The following is a 17,212-nucleotide window of genomic DNA, read 5'->3' on the forward strand; positions in this document are numbered from 1 at the left end:
TCGGGCGACCGCCGATCAGCCGACTGGCCCGTCTGGGGCGAAATCGGCAACGGTTGGCATGATCACCGACGGCACAATGGCCAATGCGGCATCGGGCGGTTCGCATGGCAACTTCGTGGAAGCGCAACCTTCGGCATCATCGAGCGCTTCTGCGGCGGCGTCCCATTTCGCTTCTGTCGCGCCGACCCAGCCGATTGGCTCTGTTTCTACGGTGCCTGTTACCGAAACGCCTGCCGCTCAAGTGTCTGCTGTCGAGGAAGCAGCAACGCCGCAATCGATTGCTCGCGCAATGGCCGCATCTGGCAAATACCGTACGGCTCCCATCGACGAGGCCACGTGCGCCGAGCTCGAGCCTAGCTTCAAGGGCTTCGTGTTTGTGCCCTATGCCTCGGCCGACATCCTGCGGGCAAATGTGCCGCCTGCGACCGATATCAACGCGCTGCTCGAGGAAAGCTGGGATGCGGCTTTTGCGGCGGGCGCCTTCCGCGCGTTCGAGGACAAGGTGACGTTTCCTATCGCGGCGATGCGCGCCGACGGCAAGACGCCCATCGAGGCTTCTATTCAGCGCACCTGGCGAGAAAACCCCGAACGCAAGCATTGGTACCTGTGTTATATCGACACCAAGATGCCGTACGTGCCGCGCCCGCGCGTGCAGATTGACGCGCCTAGCGAGGAGGCGCTCGCCGTGGCGCGCACCATGGCATCTACTGAGGAATATCGAAGCCAGCCCTTGCCGCCCGAGACCCAGGCGCAGATGCGTGACCGCTATTCAGATTTCGTTTTCACCACGTATTCCTCGCGTGCGATCATCCAGGACAACGCGCCGAACGCTGACGTGGATTACCTGCTGGAGGACAGCTGGCTTGCGGCGCGCCAGGAAGGCGCCCTGCGTTTCTATGAGGGCAAAGTGGTGTTCCCCCTGGACGCGTTCTGCGCCGACGGCGTCTCGCCCATCGAGGCGTCCATCACCCTTGCCACCAAGGGCAACGTCGAGAACAAGCCTTGGTACCTGTGCTATATCGACACCTATGCCAAGCGCAATACCTTCGCCGGCAACCATCCCAGCAAGCATCAGGAGAAGTTTGCCTGGCTGGGAACGTGGGACGATTTCTTGGGCGAGCTCGCCGAAATCGCCCTGCCCGAGCTTTGGGATTTCCAGGACGGCGACGGGGAGGGCGTGCGCATCGACGCGTCGGGCTGCGAGGTGAGTCCCGAGCAGGAGGCGCTCGACAGCCTGCGCTCTGCCGGGTTGCAGGTGGTGAGCGCCCCGCCCAAGCATCGTTTCACTATTCTGAAGAGCTATATCTGTACTACGTTCTTCCGCCTGGAGTCTGAAGGAAAGATTTGCATCGCCGATGACCGCAGCTTTGCGGCTTTCAATACGGGCCTGGTGAACAGGCGCTATGATGACATCTATGCGTGCTTCGAGCGCAATTCCACCGCGTGGATCGACGAATGGGAGTGGAAGTTCGCGGGATTCACCACGTCGGGCAGGCGTGGTTTGGGCAAGCGTCTGGTGGAGCTGTTCAACCCGCTGCCTGAGCCTGCCGAGTATTTCGCACGCAAGGAAGACCTGCTGTACGACCTGGACAAAGAGCTCATCATCGACGACGACCATGTGCTGATTGACAACATGAGTCGCCTGCCGCTAGACTTCCTTGCCGAAGAGCTGCGCGGCGACGCCGACGCCATGGACGTCATCGCCGAAATCCGTACGGCGGATGTGGCGGGCAAGCGACGCCTCTACAAGGAGCTCGGTGACATCCTGGAAGATGACGACCGCCTGTTCAGGCGCGTGCGTGCACGCTTGAACGAAGCAGTCGATACGGCGAAGAAGCGCGTGCGCTGGAACTTCAAGACGGCCATTCCGTCGTATTACCCGCGCGGCAATACCATGAGCCTGCTGCTGCCCATTTGCCTGATGGACGACGACATTGCCGACGCTGCGCTGGTGGTTCAGCTTATGCCGTCGGGCAACTACCAGGGCCAGACCATTCTTACCATGCGCCAGGCGTATACCAACGCCCGCCTGATTTGCCGCCCTGACAGCGACTGGCTCACCACATCGAGCCGCGCCAACGAGGACGATGAAGAAGACGACGAGTAGCATCCAGCCTGCCAAGCCCCTTGGATTATTCGCCCGCACGGTTTTCTGTGCGGGCCTTTTCTTTTTGATTGCGCATCGTCGCCTTCGGTTTTCGCTCGTGTGGCTCTGCGGCAGCGGCGCGCGTCTGGTATCATACGTGTGTTTGCCTGAAACGATTCATCAGCATGTCGGTCATGAGGAGATAGCAATGTCGCTTTCCATCGGTATCGTGGGCCTGCCCAACGTGGGCAAGTCGTCGCTGTTCACCGCGCTCACCAAGAAGAGCGGGTTCGCCGCCAACTATCCGTTCGCCACCATCGAGCCCAATGTGGGTCTGGTGCCCGTTCCCGATTCGCGTCTGCAGGAGCTGGCGAAGATTGACCACCCCGCCAAGATCGTGCCGGCGACGGTCGAGTTCGTGGATATCGCAGGCCTGGTGGCGGGCGCCAGCCAGGGCGAGGGCCTGGGCAACAAGTTCCTGGCCAACATCCGCGAGACCGATGCCATCTGCGAGGTCGTGCGTTTCTTCAGCGACCCCAACGTGGAGCACGTGTCCAAGAAGGTCGACCCGCAGTCCGACGTGGATACCATCAAGACCGAGCTGATTCTGGCCGACATCGGCACGCTGGACAAGGCGCTGCCGCGTTTGGAGAAGGAATCCAAGCGCGATAAGAACGCCGTGTTCAAGTTCGAGACTGCCAAGAAGGTGCTGGCCGGTCTGAACGAGGGCCATCGCGCGCTCACGCTGGGGCTTTCCGATGACGAGAAGGCCGCCATCAAGGACCTGTGCCTGCTCACGATGAAGCCCATGCTCTACATCGCTAACGTAGATGAGGATAAGCTGAATGCCGAGCTGCCCGAGATCGACGGGCAGATTCCTGTACCCATCTGCGCTAAGACCGAGGCCGACCTCTCCGAGCTCGACCCGGAGGAGGCCCAGATGTTCATGGAGGAGCTGGGGCTTTCCGAAAGCGGCCTGGAGCGTTTGATTCGCGAGGCGTACAAGCTGCTGGGGCTGCAGAGCTACTTCACGAGTGGCGAGACTGAGACGCGCGCCTGGACCATTCCCATCGGCGCCAAGGCTCCGCAGGCCGCCGGCGTGATCCATTCCGACTTCGAGCGCGGCTTCATCAAGGCCGAGACCGCCAGCTTCGAGGACTACGTGGCGCTCGGCGGCGAGAAGGGTTGCCGCGATGCCGGCAAGCTCCGCCAGGAAGGCAAGGAGTACGTCGTCCAAGACGGCGACGTCATGCATTTCAAGTTCAACGTGTAGTGAGTTACGCCGTTCTTCCGAACGGCGGAATTGCTCCATGAGGCAGGGCGCTCGCGTTGCGAATGCTTTTTACGCTATCTCTTGCTTATATCATCACAGTGATATACTCTCTCAAAAAGAGAGGAGGGCACGATGGGCAATTCTAAGGGCTTAGTCATCACGCTTTACCACGGATCGCGGGTTCGCGTACCTCGTCCGCAGTATGGAATAGGCAGTCCCTACAATGACTATGGCCTGGGGTTTTACTGCACTGAGCATGTGAATCTTGCACGTGAATGGGCATGTCCTGACCTGTCTGATGGATTTGTGAATAAGTACCTTCTTGATATGGGTGGGCTATCCCTCATCGATTTGGATTCTGAGGAATTCGGTTCCCTCAATTGGCTTGCGGTTCTACTTGAAAATCGAAAGTTTGACGTGTCCACGCCGGTTATGAGGCGGGCGAAAGGTTTCATGAGGGAGCGATACGCCGTCGACCTAAGTGCTGCCGATATTGTTATGGGTTATCGAGCGGATGATTCATACTTCTCGTTCGCCCGCGCGTTCTTGGACAACAGGATTTCGCTAAGACAGCTTGAAGAGGCGCTTCGTTTCGGTAAGCTGGGCAGACAGGTTATGCTGAAAAGCCCCAAAGCGTTCGAAGCGGTCTCGTTTATCGAGGCATTTCCGGTTGACGGTTCGATTTGGTATTCGCGTCGTGCTTTGCGCGATAAGAAAGCGCGTGAGGATTATCGAGAGATGGTCGATTCGGGGGATGTGCGCTCTGACGATGTGTTCATGATTGATCTCCTGCGAGGTGAGGTTCGATGAGGGTCGAATATGATTTCATTGAACTACCCGATGAGCCTCTGTATCGCGACGATGCGGCGCAGGCCCTCGCGTCGGTGTTCGATGTGGGCGTCAACGTAATGGGGTTGGCCGGACAGGATGTGGCCGACGCTTTCGTGGTTTCTGGGATTGCTTCCCAATTCGAAAGACGTAATCCAGTGTACGTAGCAGGGAAATCGGGTGTCGAATTGCTTTGCATGATGGCGCCCGGCGCTGCTGAGGGACTTTTGAAGAGCGAGATAGTGCGGCTTGGTCGCACGCCCGAATGGTGGGTGGGATGGAGCCTTGTGTGGTATCAGTTCGCAACAGGGAGGCGATACAGAAGCATTTTCAAAGCGGTTCCGTATGAGTCCCTTGTTTCCCTCTATCATCCGCTTCATGAGGCCGATGAACGAAAATTCATCGTCGTGCTTGAGGAGATGGTTGCAAAGCGGGCGGCGCGCACAAATTTGGGTCGTCTTCGCGAAGCATGGGGATACTCGCAGTCACAGCTTGCGAAGATGAGTGGGGTGGGGCTTCGCTCCATTCAAATGTATGAGCAACGCCAGAAAGACATCAATAAGGCCCAGGCTTCCACATTGCTGCGTCTTTCTCGCGTTCTGCACTGCTCGATGGAGGACTTGATGGAACTCTAGTTTGGAGGCGCTTGCGGCTGGCTAACCTATTTGGAGCGGCGGGGTGTCGTATGCGAAATTCGGAGGAGCGTGCGAGGATTTCGGTCGTTTCGTGTCGCAATGTTGAAAGCGGTGAAGTATTGTCGCGTCTCGTGCTTTGCTAGAATTTTTGCGCGCCAGCAAAAAAGGTCGGTAATAACCGACCCGTTTCGTAAATACCTGCGCCGCCCGTGATTCCAAAGTTTGACCGACGGAGGAACGGGCTTTGCTGGTACGTCTGCATTATATCGGCGATTGCTGGTGCATTGAGGGTAATCGGAAATTCCTCGAACTCCCATGGGCATGCAATCGCTGTTTGAGCGAACGGGTACAAGGGTTGATTGGGATTGAGAAGGAAAGGGCGAGCATGGAGCTTTCAGCCTGTTTAAGCGCTTCGGATGTGAGCGTGCATGCGGAGGCGACCATGGATGATGCCCTCAGGGCCCTGCGTAAGTTTTATGGCTATGAAACATTTCGTCTCGGTCAGGCGACGCTCATCCAAGCGGTGCTCAAGGGGCGAGATGCGTTGGGCATCATGCCGACGGGTGCTGGCAAATCGCTGTGCTATCAGATTCCCGGCATCGTGCTGCCGGGGTTGGCGCTGGTCATATCGCCGCTCGTATCGCTCATGGGCGACCAGGTGCGAGCGCTCATCGACGCGGGCGTGCGCGGCGCGTACCTCAACTCCACGCTTACGCCGGGGCAGCAGCGCACGGTGATGCATCGTGCCGAAGAGGGGACGTATAAAATCATGTACGTGGCGCCGGAGCGTCTATCCGACCCGCTGTTCCGAGAATTCGCCGCGCGCATCGATATCCCGCTGATTGCCGTGGATGAGGCGCATTGCGTGTCGCAGTGGGGCCAGGATTTTCGCCCGTCGTACCTGATGATACGCGAGTTCATCGAGGCGCTGCCCAAGCGCCCGCCGGTCATCGCGCTCACGGCCACGGCCACCGATAACGTGCGCGACGACATCACGGGGCTTTTGGGGCTGTACGCTCCTGAAACGGTCATCACGGGGTACGACCGTCCCAACCTGCGATTCTGCGTGGAAAAGTTGAGCTCCAAGCAGAAGCGTTCGCGCATCGCGGGCTATATTGCCGAGCATCCGGGCGATAGCGGCATCATCTACTGTTCCACGCGCAAGGCGGTCGAGGAGCTGACGGCATGGCTTGCCGGGCAGGGCATTTCGGTGGCGCGCTACCATGCGGGCATGGCCTCGGAAGACCGTCGCGTGAGCCAGCAGCGATTCATCGACGACGACGCCCTGGTCATGGTGGCGACCAATGCGTTCGGCATGGGCATCGACAAATCCAACGTGCGCTACGTGATTCACTACAACATGCCCAAGAGCATCGAGGCGTACTATCAGGAGGCGGGCCGTGCCGGGCGCGACGGCGAGCCGAGCGAATGCCTGCTGCTGTGGAGCGATGGCGATGTGAGTACGTGCCGCTATTTCATCGAAGAGGGCGCGGGCAACGCGGAGTTGACCGACGAAGAGGCCGAGCGGGTGCGCGCAGGTCAGCGGCGCATGCTGGAGGCTATGGTGGGGTACTGCCATACCACCGGGTGTTTGCGGCGCTATATCTTGAAGTACTTTGGAGATGAAAGCGACGTTCTGCGTGCTGGGGAGGGCGAGGGGGAGGTTCCACGCGCAGTTCCGCACGAGCCGAACGCCCCAGTGGGGCGTTCGTGCGAGTCAGGACTGTTTGAGCATGGAGCCTCCCCCTCGCCCTCCCCAACGGGTTGTGGCAACTGCTCCAACTGCTTGGGCGAGTTCGATTCGGTCGATGTGACCGTAACGGCGCAGCGCTGCGTGCAATGCGTGCGCGAGGTGAACGGTTCGTTCGGCAAAACCATGATCGCCGATATCGTACGCGGGTCAAAAGCTGCGCGTCTGCTTGAGTTAGGTCTTGACCATCTTGATTCCTATGCGACTGTGCAGGATTCGAATTCGCAGGTCAAAGAGGTTATTGAGCTGCTTGCGGCGGAAGGGCTGTTGCAAGTGTCCGATGGCACGTATCCGGTAGTGGGCCTAGGCCCGCGTTGCGCCGAGACGGATGCGGAAGGCTTTACGTTTACCATGAAGCGTATGAAAACGAAGAAGCCTGAGCCCCGCGCGTTGGCGGGCGAGGGCGGTCATGCGTTCGGCTCCGCAGGGTTCTCGGCGGGTGACGACGCGCTATTCGAACGCCTGCGCGCCTTGCGCAAGCGCATCGCTGATGCTAACGGCATTCCGCCGTACGTGGTGTTCTCTGACAAGACGCTGCGCGACATGTGTGTGCGTCGCCCCAAGGATCGCCTCGAGTTCCTCCAGGTGAACGGCGTGGGTGAAACCAAACTTGCTCGCTACGGCGAGACGTTCATGGAAGAGATAGCGGCCTTCGAGCAGGAGGTATGAAGGGGCAGCAGTTGCGCGCAATGGCGGTATATCTTCAAATCGAATTGCGATTGCAACTCGTTCGTCCCTTCTGCGGCGCAAACGGTCGTTAGTGATTCTTGGTGAAATCCGAACCGAAGATTTTTTGCATGTAGTTCTTTCGCTCGTGCGTAAAGGTGGCAAGGAGCATGTTCTCAAACTCCTCTGAGGACATGCCAAATTGCTCCATGTTGAAAAGAATGAATCGATTACGAATTTCGCGGATGCGCTCTGCCCCTTCATCGGTGAGCCTGTTCTTGGTCTCGCGATTCGAAGTGGCGGAGTCTCTCGCTATGTACTTTTTTATTCTGCTCAATCGACGCAGCGAGCTCGAGACGGCACTATTGGACACCCGCAATAGATAAGCGATATCGCCGCAGGTAATCGCTTCTTCTCGTTCCAGTAAAAGCATAAGGATGCGCACATCGATCAGGCTGAGATTGTAGGTGCTTTTGAACCAACTGACATAGCTTGAAAGATGCCATTTGGAGATAAACGAGTAGAAAACAGGCTTAGGTAGCTGATGGGCAGCTTGCAAAGGGTGCTTCCAGGTATGCGTAAGCATGACGCCGTATGTGAAATATTTCTCCCGTATCGCAGCACCTACGCTGTTCCAGTATTCGTTTGTTCCTTCGAGAAGAGCATCGCTGCACCTTACGAATTCTTCTCTTCCTGCTTTGGTGATAATGGCCCAAATGGCTTTCAGGTCGTTTTCTTCTCTATCTTTTTCAATGAATCCAGCGGATTCAAGGGCTTTTACTGCGTCGCTTACGGTGCTGGTATTCAAGATGAGGGATTCCGCCAGCGCGTGAATTCTCGCCCGACCTCCCTCTACGTTTGCAAGAAAAAAGAGGATGCGGTATTCGGTGAATGTGCGATCTGCTTTTCCAGATAGAACGTCCTCGCAAAGTTTGTTGTAAAGCACGGTTCCAGTAATCAAATCCGACAATGGTGCCACGTTTACTCCTCGTGTTATGCACTATACCCCCTTCAGCCATGATAGCAAAAAAGCAAAAGGCCTTTTCGGGAGTGTGTTTTGAGAATTATTCGACAAATATAACGTTAATCGAACAAAACGTTCTTGAAGCGATAATCCAAGGAAGCGAACCCTCTCTGGAACGTCGGCTTGCCATGCTTGAAACTTATGTGTGCATCCTATGGATGGAAGAGCAATCTGAAAACAGATAGCCAAGGAGGAACGTATGGATAGCCATCTGAGCCGCAGAAACTTTGTTGGGGGAGCCCTGGTTGCAGGTGCAGGCATTGTGGCGGGCACCGCTCTGTCCGCCTGCTCCGGAAGTACGGGCGGCAATAAGGACACGACAGGAATCAAATGGGACAAAGAGGCGGATATCGTCATTGTGGGCGGAGGTGCAGCAGGACTTTGGGCTGCGGTCAAGGCATATGACAACGCCTTTTCAACCATTGTGTTGGAGAAGGAGCCCGAGGCTACAGCGGGCGGCGACGTTCGCTGCTGCGGCGGGTATCTGCTTCTCGCCGCAACCGATCCAGATGTTTTGTTGAGCACGGGGTCGTTCGGGGAGGCCAACGAGGACCTGGTCTACGACATCGATGAATATGGAACCGAAGCGATTGATTGGCTTGTTGAGAACAAGTACATGGAATGGCTGGATGGTGTCGAGTACAACGTGATAGATGGCACGGGTCCCGCAATCTACGAGGGTCTTCTCCAGGCCGCCAAAGACTGCGATGCCGAGATTCTCTTTGAGACCCCCGGCTATTCGCTGATAACGAAAGACGGTAAAGAAGTTATCGGCGTGGTTGCGGGTCCTGAGGATGCGCGCATCAACGTGAAGGCAAAATATGCTGTGATTCTTGCAACGGGCTCCTACGCCATGAATGAGGAGCTTATGGCGAACATGCATTTGATGGGCATGGAATACTTCTCTGTCGGTGCTCCCTATTTGACGGGTGACGGTCTAATCATGGCCGGCGAGCTGGGCGCGAAGCTCTCCAAGCTGTCGAAGGGCTATGAGATTATGTACCTGGTTTCCAAGGCTGCGAGCAAGGAAATGGGCACAGGAATCTTCTGTGTTCCGCCTGACAACAACAGCGTGGTGATTGTGAACCAGGACGGAAATCGCTTTATCGATGAGTACACCTCGTTCACGCATAACAAGGGATCGCTCTCCCTTTTCGATTTCGTGGGCGATATGAGCACCTGCCGATCCGACAACGCAGGCTTCGTCAACAACAAGATGTTCGAGATTGTGGATCAGGCGACGTTCGACTCATGCACGCTGGGCAACGTCCATGCGGGTTGCAGCTGGGCAAACCTCATGCCCGAAGAGGCGGGCGGTTATCTGTGGAGCCAGGACAACCAGGCTGAACTTGATCGTGGTTGGATCATCAAGGGCGACACCTTGGCCGATATCGCTGGGGCTATTGGGGTTGACCCGGCAAAACTTGAGGCAACGGTTGAGAAATACAATGCTGACTGCGCGGCAGGTCACGATGACTTCGGGCGCAGTGCCGACAAGATGCAGCCTCTGGGCGACGGCCCTTACTATGCCATCGAGCTCTCCTTGTCTGTCATCTACAGCATTGGAGGTTTGACTACCGACGAGTTCGGCCGCACCCTCTCATGGCGCGACGAACCCATTCCGCGCTTGTACAGCGCTGGCAACATCGGTCAGGTTGTCACCTACCTGCAGCCAATCGGCGTGAACGGATGCTGGGGCCAGGCCGCGGTGGCGGTAGAGGGCATCACCGAACTCGAGCCGTGGGACAGTGACCTTGCGTAATTCGTTTTGCCTGGACTAGATAAGGACGGCGATTATATGAACAAGAAAAAATGCTTCCTCGCGGTTATAGCGGGGGTTGCTCTGCTTGCCTGTCTTGTCGGATGCGCCCATCAGACGATTGCCTCCGCAAGTACGACCGCCATGTTCAACGGCGTGACGGCGACGCAGGCGACTCCCAAGGACGAGGTGAAATTCAGGCTCCAGGAAGATTCGGAATGTGAGGCGTGCCACGCGCTCGAGGTGGCATCGTCTCAGGATGAGCTCTGCCTTGCCGGAAATCCCGAGCATGCGGAAGTTGCTTGCCTCGACTGTCATCTGCTCGATTCCGCTCTCGAAGGCGCGCATCGCAAGCTGAGCGCCGACAGTAAAGAAGCAGACGGTCTGAAGCGAACCGAGGTGGGTGAGCAGTCCTGTCTGACATCGGGTTGCCATACCTATGAAGAGGTGCTGGCGAACACCCCCGAAGATGCTTACTTGGTCGATGCCAACGGCACGGCGGTGAATCCTCACGAGATTCAAGGGGTCGGGCAGTCTCATAAAGACATCATGTGCTCCGATTGCCACGTGACGCACCAAGAGACCACGGCGCTGGATGCGGGTCAGGACACGTGTCTGAGCTGCCATCATGCGAACGTGTACGAATGCGGCACTTGCCATTAACGGTGAGGGATTAACGGAAAGGAGTGCACAAGATGAGCAACTCGATGCCTGCTATTGATAGGCGCAGCGCACTGAAAATAATCGCAGCCGCATCTCTCACCGCGGGTTCGGCATGCATTTTCGTAACAGGTTCCGCTCATGCGGAAGAGGAGACGGAAGAAACAGGCGTGAAGAAAAACGCTCCCTTCTCTGGGCGTGTGGGATTTTTGGTGAAACCTGAAAACTGTTTGAATTGCCAGGCTTGCGTCGAAGCTTGCAGGAAATTCAACAAGACGTCGAAAGACCGTCCTGCGCGACGGAAGATAGCCAAGTATGAAAAAGACGGGGAAGCGCTCTATGTATCGATGTCGTGCATGCATTGCGAGGAGCCTTCATGCATGGCGGTATGCCCTGCTGGCGCTATCAGCAAGGCCGAAGACGGAGTGGTGATCGTCGATAAGGATCGATGCATCGGATGCAAGTACTGCTACCAGGCATGTCCGTTTGGCGTCCCCCAGTACAACAGCGTCGCGATGGACAAATGCGACTGCTGCACGCTCGGAGGAACTCGGCCAGGAAATATGCCTCGTTGTGCCGAGGCATGCAAATTCGGAGCGCTTCATTTTGGCACGGTCGAGGAATTGCTGGCGCAGTGCCCTGAGGCAAAGGTCATTGAAACCTCGACCAAACCGTCCTTCTATCTGGCATAAGCCAGCAGATGGATTAGAAACGTGGAAGCCGCACGTTTCCGAGTGAAGAGTAATCCGTGCTAAGGAGTGAGGATGGAAGGATTGCAAAACGTTTGGGGTTGGCAACCTGCGCTGTACCTGTTCTTGGGAGGCGTGGGAGCCGGAGCCTTTATTGCCGCTATGGTGGCGTACTTTAAGAATGGGCAAAAGAAAAGCTCGACGGTTTTCGCGTCGGTGTGCGCCGCTGCCGTTTGCTTGGTGGTTGGTTTGCTCCTGCTTCTAAGCGAGCTTATCACGCCAGCGCGCGGCCTCATGATGTGGCAAAGCTTTTCTAATTTCAGTTCGTGGATGACCATTGGCGCATGGGTAGTGTTCGCTGCGGTGATTGTGTTCGTGCTGGAGGCGCTCTGCCTGTGGGATCGCGCTGTCGCGTTCGTGTCCAAAGGGAATTCCTCTTTTGGTGAGGCTGTGCCAGCAATGGCGCGCGTGTTGGGCATCGTGGGCTGCGTTCTGGCTTTCTGCGTGGCGGCATACACGGGCATCCTCCTGATGTCCGCCCCGGGAGTCCCGTTGTGGAACACGATTCTCTTGCCCTGCTTGTTCACGGTTTCGGCGCTTGACACGGGCATCGCGCTGGTCGAGGTTATTACCTTCGTGAATCGTAAGAAGGAAGGCATGGGAGAAGCGACGGTTCTTCTGCTCAATCGTGGCGTAGTTGCTTTAGTTGTGGTTGAACTTGTAGTGCTTGCGGCGCTTTTGATTTCGATGGCGATGGCGCCCGCCGGGGAATCGCATACTGCCGCCGTCGCCGCCCAGTCAGCTGCTCTGATTTTCCAGGGCGAGCTTGCACCGTGGTTCTGGATTCTGGTTGTTGCGCTTGGTCTTGCCGTGCCGCTCGTGGCATCTTTCGTAACGCTGCGTGCGTCGGGCGAGAAGCCCCACATTGTGGGTCTTGCAGGCGCTATGGGTGCGCTTATCGGAGGATGCGCCTTGAGGTTCATTATCATGCTGGCGGGTCTCCACGCCGACCCCGTTATCGATACGATTGTTCAGCTGATGGGGTAGGTTGATAGTCTGATTGAGGTGTTCCGAATGACGAGCCCGCAGGTTTTTGCCTGCGGGCTCGTTTGCCATGTGCGTGTTATTGGTTTTGAGCGAGGAGAGTAGCGCACGTTGTCAACGTTGGCATCATTCGGAAAGATAGTTTGAGTAGGGCGCTTTTGCTACATGGCTTTTGAAACTGCTCATGAGGTCAATGAATCCTTGGCGCTCTTCGACGAACGTTCCGGTGGCAGATGCTTGTGCGAGTTCTAGCGCGCTATCGAATGTGGAGGAGCCTGCGTAGTCGGAATCGCGCAGGAGCATGCTGCATTCGATGACGGAAGCCGCGAAGCGCCAGTCATGGCCAGGGTCGTTCGAGAAGGCGGAGGCATCGACGATCGTCTGCTCTTCCTGCGACGTATCCTGGCCTGCGGGCTTATAGCGCACCGAGCATGTGAGCCACTCGCCCGATTGGGTGGCCTCGCCACTTGTGCTCTCATCGCTGTGTTCATATTTCAGGTCGGGTTCATGTAATTCAAACGACGAGCCAACCGGCACGATTTCGTAGGCAACCGTGAACTGATGGCCGGCGCCCACTTCGCCCGCATCTGCCGTATCGTCTTCGAACTCCTCGGCGGCAAGCGTGCGGTTCTCATAGCCGATGAGCCGGTAGCCCTTCACACATGCCGGGTTGAATTCCACCTGCACTTTCACGTCGTCGGCCAGCGGCACGAAATTCGAACGTAGGTCTTCGCCGAACACGCGCTCTGCCTCTTCTAGGCAGTCGATATAGTGGTACGTGCCGTTGCCGTGATCAGCCAGAACCTCCATCTTGGTGTCTTTGTAGTTGCCGCTGCCGAATCCCAGCACGGAAAGGTATACGCCGCTTTCGCGTTTCTGCTCCACGAAGTCATGCAGATCGCTTTCCGAAGTTATACCCACGTTCAGGTCGCCGTCTGACGCCATGACGATGCGGTTCACGCCGTCTTCGATGAAATTGCGTTCCGCCACTTCGTAGGCGGTTGCTAGCCCCGCCTCGCCATTGGTGGAGCCATAGGCAACCAGGCCGTATACGGTATGCATGATGGCATGTTGATCGGCGCCTGACGCACCTTCCAGCACGATGCTCTCGTCGCCCGAATACGTGACGATTGATACGCGGTCGCGTTCGTCGAGCTGCGCCACCAGCTTGCCAAGCGCTTCCTGGAGCAGCGGGAGCTTGTCGTAGCTGTCCATCGAGCCCGATGTGTCGATGAGAAACACCAGGTTGGAGCCCTGTGGGTCGGTCGCATCGCGCGCCTCGGTGGAAAAGCCCATCACGAGCAGCAGCGTTTCCGGATTCCAGGGGCATACGCCCGCATGCGCCGTGACGCCGAAAAGGTTGCCGCCTGTGGGCGCGGCGTAGTCGTAATCGAAATAGTTCAACATTTCCTCGGTGCGGATGGCTCCGGCGGGAATCGTGTCGGCGGTCATTCCGTCGCTCACCATGCGACGCAGATTGCAATACGATGCCGTGTCCACATCCGCTGAAAGCGTTGAAAGCGGCTGCGTGGCGGTCGAGGTGAACCCCGGCTCATCGAGGTAGGCGTATTCCTCGGTGTTGAAAGGTGCAGGTGCGTATGCGGCGTCCAAGTCGATCTCGGCGCTGCCAGCAACGGAAGCTTCGCTGGAGGATGCATTGAGTGCGCCTTCGTTCGGCGCGTTGAGCACGTCGCATAGCCCTCCGCTTACGGTTTGCATATTCATGCAACGGACGACGGCGAACCCGATGGCGAGCAACAGCATTGTTGCAACGGTTGCGATGGCGGCAACACGCTTTGTTCGTGTTTTGGCAGCGGGTGCGTTGGGGGTGCCGTGCGGGCTGTTCGTATTGGAAGCCATGATTCCTCCCTTGTTGCGGGCATTCATGGGGAATACGAGCGAGGGAGGAAAAATGTCGGGAGAATTCGAAATTATTCCGAGGGCGCGACATCCGTCGGTTGCGCGAAGAACATTTCTCCCGAATTCGTGAACGCGATCACGTAGGGATAGGGGGATCCTTCGGCGCTTTCATGCACGTAGCAGGGCGTTTCTTCGCCGATGTCGTTGAATGCCGTCGCTTCTTCGAGCGGTGTGTCTATGTTCTCCCATGAGGCGGCGACGCGTTCGCCATCGACCTTGGCGATTTCCAGCGTTTCGCCGGATGAAAGCGTGACATACGGATAGCGCACGTCCTTGTCGGGCGAAGGCGTGGGGCCGACCGAAAGCGACTCGCCGTTTTCTTGCGTTTGGCCCTCTGCGTTTGCCTCGGTATCCGACGATTCTGTCGCATCTTCCGATTGCCCCGGCGTATCCGCATCGGTCGATGCGCCGCTTGCGGAGGCGGATTCGCTGCTAGCGGATTCACCGGGCAGGGCGGATGTGAGGTTTGCCGACGCGCTGCTTTCGGATGCCGCGCCTAAAGACGAGTTCAGCATATCGGAGGAACCGAGGTACCCTGCCACTCCGATGGCGACCAAAGCGCAGCATGCCGCCAAGGAAATCGCGGCGATGCGCCAACGGCGTGTGCTCGAATCGCGGCGGCGTGCCGTTCTGCTCACCGAGTCGATGTCGGTTCCGTCGAAATGGATAGCGTCGCTCGATGCTATATCGAAATGGTCGGCGGGCGTATCGGCGTATGGCTGACTCGCGTTCGTTTTCTGGGATGCGACGGATGCTGCTGCTCGATGATTCTGAGCCTCAAGCAACGCGGAAAGCATGCGGTCTTCCGCCTCGGGTGAGGGCGTCATGCGGTCGTAGGCTGCATGGATGCGCTCGTCAAAGGGGTCGGCATGGGAAGGGCGTCGCGATTGCTGATTTCTCGTGCTCATCGTGTGCCCCCTTCCTCATGCGTCGTACCGTCAAGCTTCTTCTTCAGCATCGCCCGCGCATCGCGTAGGCGGTTGCGCACCGTCGAGGGCGGGGTGCCCGTCATGCGTGCGATTTCGTCGGTTTTGTAGCCTTCGTAGTAGTGAAGATACACGCAATCCTTATGCGCTTCCGGCAGGTCGAGCACCGCACGCGTCACGTCGTCGAACTCGAACGGGTCATACGTTCGGCGGTCCGCCACATCCACGGGCATATCGTCTCGACGCTTCCGCGCCGCGCTTTTCAGCAGGTCTTTGCACAGGTTGGATGTGCATACGATGAGCCAGGCCTTTTCATGCTCCTCGCTCTCAAAGGTGCGCGGCGCGTCCACGAGTTTCATGAACACGCTTTGCGTTGCGTCTTCGGCATCGGCGGCCGACCCCAGGTACGAGAACGCAAGGCGATACACCGTCTTTACGTGGCGGCGGAAAATGCCCGTTATGTCCTGTTGCCCTGCCAACGCTTGTCGTGCTCCTTCGCACCTAAAACGATTCAATCTCTGAAATTGTCGGCGAATTTGCTGTGTCGCCAAAGACTCATCCGCCAAACGGTGGAGCCGGAATGGGATTCGGTCGATTAAAACCCTCGGCCGTCTTGCGAAGGGGCTGGGGAAGCGGCTGGAAATCCGGTTTGTTTAAATGGTTTAATCCATGCGGGTGTTTGCATGAGTGTTCGCCGATATAGGTGCGTCTAAGCGTCGTGCTTTGCTATGATAGAGCGGTTATTGTCGGGAGGATCATTCATGACTCAATACCTAACTGAAAAGGACGTGCGCGATATCGCCACATACGCGCGCGTCGGTTTGGACGAGCAGGAGCTCGCCCAGATGACCGTGGACCTGAACAGCATCATCGATACGCTGCAACCCATCAAGGAGTTCGACCTCGAAGGCGTGGAGCCCACGTTCCATCCCATCGGAAGCCTGTCCAACGTGATGCGCGAAGACGCGGAGCAGCAGTCGTTCACGCAGGAGGAGGCGCTGTCCAACGCGCCCAAGCAGCAGGACGGCAACTTCCTCATTCCCGCGATTCTGGGCGGAGGCGATGCTTAAATGGCGAACATCATGGAAATGGGCGTGCGTCAGATTCGCGAGGGCCTGGCTGCCAAGGAGTTCTCTGCACACGAGGTGGCGCGTACCGCGCTTGACCGCGTTGCTGCGGCCGATGCGCAGGTGCATGCGTATCTCGAAGTCACGCAAGATGCCGCGCTTCAGGCGGCCGACCGCGTCGACGCCGCCATCGCTGACGGCACGTTCGACCAGATGGGCCCGCTCGCCGGTGTACCCGTGGCGTTCAAGGACAACCTGAACATGGAGGGCACGCGCACCACGTGCTCTTCGCGCATGCTCGAGAACTATATGTCACCCTATACGGCCACGTGCGTGGAAAACGTTCTGCAGGCGGGCGGCATTCCGCTGGGTAAACTCAATATGGACGAATTTGCGTTCGGGTCTTCCACCGAGACCTCCGCGTTCGGCCCCACGCACAACCCGTGGGACCTGGGGCGTGTGCCCGGCGGCAGCTCGGGCGGAAGCGCTGCGGCGGTGGCCGCCGGTCTGGCGTGCGTCACGCTGGGCAGCGACACGGGCGGCTCCATCCGTCAGCCTGCCAGCTTCTGCGGCATCGTGGGTGTGAAGCCAACGTACGGCATGGTGTCGCGCTACGGCGTGGTGGCGTTCGGCAGCTCGCTCGACCAGGTGGGTCCGTTCGCGCGCAGCGTGGAAGATGCCGCCTATGCGCTCCAGGCCATCTGCAAGCATGACCCGCGTGATTGCACGTCGCAGGACGTGCCCACCGATTTTCTTGAGGCTGCTGCCCAGGGCGCTCAGGGTGTCAAGGGCATGCGCATCGGCGTGGTGCGCGAATTCATGGACGCCGAGGGCCTGACGCCCGAGGTGCGCGCTCGCGTGAACGAGGCCGCGCGTGCGCTCGAG

15 protein-coding genes are annotated in these 17,212 nt (G+C 57.9%); 11 read left to right on the forward strand and 4 right to left on the reverse strand.

All coding sequences use genetic code 11. From position 1 onward, the window contains the following. From Q0J60_RS01165 to Q0J60_RS01185, 5 genes are all read left to right on the forward strand, one after another. The coding region (locus Q0J60_RS01165) for a DUF3825 domain-containing protein (RefSeq protein WP_294438368.1) at positions 1–2,107 on the forward strand (2,107 nt) is incomplete at its 5' end. Between the two features lie 187 nt (positions 2,108–2,294). Then, the gene (gene ychF, locus Q0J60_RS01170; protein WP_294438369.1) at positions 2,295–3,359 is read left to right on the forward strand and encodes a redox-regulated ATPase YchF; all 1,065 of its coding nucleotides are present in this window, start codon (positions 2,295–2,297) and stop codon (positions 3,357–3,359) included. A 132-nt stretch (positions 3,360–3,491) separates the two neighbouring features. Beyond that, the gene (locus Q0J60_RS01175; protein WP_294438370.1) at positions 3,492–4,169 is read left to right on the forward strand and encodes a DUF3990 domain-containing protein; all 678 of its coding nucleotides are present in this window, start codon (positions 3,492–3,494) and stop codon (positions 4,167–4,169) included. After that, on the forward strand, positions 4,166–4,822 hold the full coding sequence (locus Q0J60_RS01180) for a helix-turn-helix domain-containing protein (RefSeq protein ID WP_294438371.1): 657 nt from the start codon (positions 4,166–4,168) through the stop codon (positions 4,820–4,822). The genes Q0J60_RS01175 and Q0J60_RS01180 overlap by 4 nt, the downstream gene beginning before the upstream one ends. A 385-nt stretch (positions 4,823–5,207) precedes the next feature. Continuing rightward, on the forward strand, positions 5,208–7,241 hold the full coding sequence (locus Q0J60_RS01185) for a RecQ family ATP-dependent DNA helicase (protein ID WP_294438372.1): 2,034 nt from the start codon (positions 5,208–5,210) through the stop codon (positions 7,239–7,241). Positions 7,242–7,329: 88 nt separating this feature from the next. Here the strand turns inward: Q0J60_RS01185 and Q0J60_RS01190 are convergent, their stop codons facing one another. Continuing rightward, on the reverse strand, positions 7,330–8,217 hold the full coding sequence (locus tag Q0J60_RS01190) for a MarR family winged helix-turn-helix transcriptional regulator (protein ID WP_294438373.1): 888 nt from the start codon (positions 8,215–8,217) through the stop codon (positions 7,330–7,332). 244 nt (positions 8,218–8,461) lie between these two features. Between Q0J60_RS01190 and Q0J60_RS01195 the strand changes: the two genes are divergently transcribed. From Q0J60_RS01195 to nrfD, 4 genes are all read left to right on the forward strand, one after another. Further along, entirely contained in the window at positions 8,462–10,024 is a 1,563-nt protein-coding gene (locus Q0J60_RS01195) for an FAD-binding protein (RefSeq protein ID WP_294438374.1), read from the forward strand. A 36-nt stretch (positions 10,025–10,060) separates the two neighbouring features. Next, positions 10,061–10,684 carry a hypothetical protein gene (locus tag Q0J60_RS01200; protein ID WP_294438375.1) on the forward strand — a complete coding sequence of 208 codons (624 nt, stop codon included), beginning with the start codon at positions 10,061–10,063 and terminating at the stop codon, positions 10,682–10,684. A 44-nt stretch (positions 10,685–10,728) separates the two neighbouring features. After that, the gene (locus Q0J60_RS01205; RefSeq protein ID WP_294438382.1) at positions 10,729–11,373 is read left to right on the forward strand and encodes a 4Fe-4S dicluster domain-containing protein; all 645 of its coding nucleotides are present in this window, start codon (positions 10,729–10,731) and stop codon (positions 11,371–11,373) included. A 72-nt stretch (positions 11,374–11,445) separates the two neighbouring features. Then, complete coding sequence (nrfD, locus tag Q0J60_RS01210) at positions 11,446–12,417, forward strand: NrfD/PsrC family molybdoenzyme membrane anchor subunit (protein ID WP_294438376.1); 972 nt, start codon at positions 11,446–11,448, stop codon at positions 12,415–12,417. Between the two features lie 123 nt (positions 12,418–12,540). Here the strand turns inward: nrfD and Q0J60_RS01215 are convergent, their stop codons facing one another. The 3 genes from Q0J60_RS01215 to Q0J60_RS01225 form a co-directional block, all read right to left on the reverse strand. After that, positions 12,541–14,274 carry a VWA domain-containing protein gene (locus Q0J60_RS01215; protein WP_294438377.1) on the reverse strand — a complete coding sequence of 578 codons (1,734 nt, stop codon included), beginning with the start codon at positions 14,272–14,274 and terminating at the stop codon, positions 12,541–12,543. A gap of 71 nt (positions 14,275–14,345) precedes the next feature. Beyond that, positions 14,346–15,242, reverse strand: a complete 897-nt coding sequence (locus Q0J60_RS01220; RefSeq protein WP_294438378.1) for a hypothetical protein — start codon at positions 15,240–15,242, stop codon at positions 14,346–14,348. After that, entirely contained in the window at positions 15,239–15,739 is a 501-nt protein-coding gene (locus Q0J60_RS01225; RefSeq protein WP_294438379.1) for an RNA polymerase sigma factor, read from the reverse strand. The genes Q0J60_RS01220 and Q0J60_RS01225 overlap by 4 nt, the downstream gene beginning before the upstream one ends. A gap of 282 nt (positions 15,740–16,021) precedes the next feature. Between Q0J60_RS01225 and gatC the strand changes: the two genes are divergently transcribed. Together gatC and Q0J60_RS01235 are read left to right on the forward strand one after the other, a co-directional pair. Then, complete coding sequence (gatC, locus tag Q0J60_RS01230) at positions 16,022–16,330, forward strand: Asp-tRNA(Asn)/Glu-tRNA(Gln) amidotransferase subunit GatC (protein WP_294438380.1); 309 nt, start codon at positions 16,022–16,024, stop codon at positions 16,328–16,330. Then, on the forward strand, positions 16,331–17,212 hold an 882-nt coding region (locus tag Q0J60_RS01235), incomplete at its 3' end, for an amidase (RefSeq protein WP_294438381.1).

It is taken from the genome of uncultured Slackia sp. (assembly GCF_944321625.1).
Classification (GTDB): domain Bacteria; phylum Actinomycetota; class Coriobacteriia; order Coriobacteriales; family Eggerthellaceae; genus Slackia.

Excerpts from the sequence above, each read along its gene's own strand:
- ychF (WP_294438369.1), top strand. The coding sequence starts at position 2,295 with ATGTCGCTTTCCATCGGTATCGTGGGCCTGCCCAACGTGGGCAAGTCG.
- Q0J60_RS01175 (WP_294438370.1), top strand. The coding sequence starts at position 3,492 with ATGGGCAATTCTAAGGGCTTAGTCATCACGCTTTACCACGGATCGCGG.
- Q0J60_RS01180 (WP_294438371.1), top strand. The coding sequence starts at position 4,166 with ATGAGGGTCGAATATGATTTCATTGAACTACCCGATGAGCCTCTGTAT.
- Q0J60_RS01185 (WP_294438372.1), top strand. The coding sequence starts at position 5,208 with ATGGAGCTTTCAGCCTGTTTAAGCGCTTCGGATGTGAGCGTGCATGCG.
- Q0J60_RS01195 (WP_294438374.1), top strand. The coding sequence starts at position 8,462 with ATGGATAGCCATCTGAGCCGCAGAAACTTTGTTGGGGGAGCCCTGGTT.
- Q0J60_RS01200 (WP_294438375.1), top strand. The coding sequence starts at position 10,061 with ATGAACAAGAAAAAATGCTTCCTCGCGGTTATAGCGGGGGTTGCTCTG.
- Q0J60_RS01205 (WP_294438382.1), top strand. The coding sequence starts at position 10,729 with ATGCCTGCTATTGATAGGCGCAGCGCACTGAAAATAATCGCAGCCGCA.
- nrfD (WP_294438376.1), top strand. The coding sequence starts at position 11,446 with ATGGAAGGATTGCAAAACGTTTGGGGTTGGCAACCTGCGCTGTACCTG.
- Q0J60_RS01215 (WP_294438377.1), bottom strand. The coding sequence starts at position 14,274 with ATGGCTTCCAATACGAACAGCCCGCACGGCACCCCCAACGCACCCGCT.
- Q0J60_RS01220 (WP_294438378.1), bottom strand. The coding sequence starts at position 15,242 with ATGAGCACGAGAAATCAGCAATCGCGACGCCCTTCCCATGCCGACCCC.
- gatC (WP_294438380.1), top strand. The coding sequence starts at position 16,022 with ATGACTCAATACCTAACTGAAAAGGACGTGCGCGATATCGCCACATAC.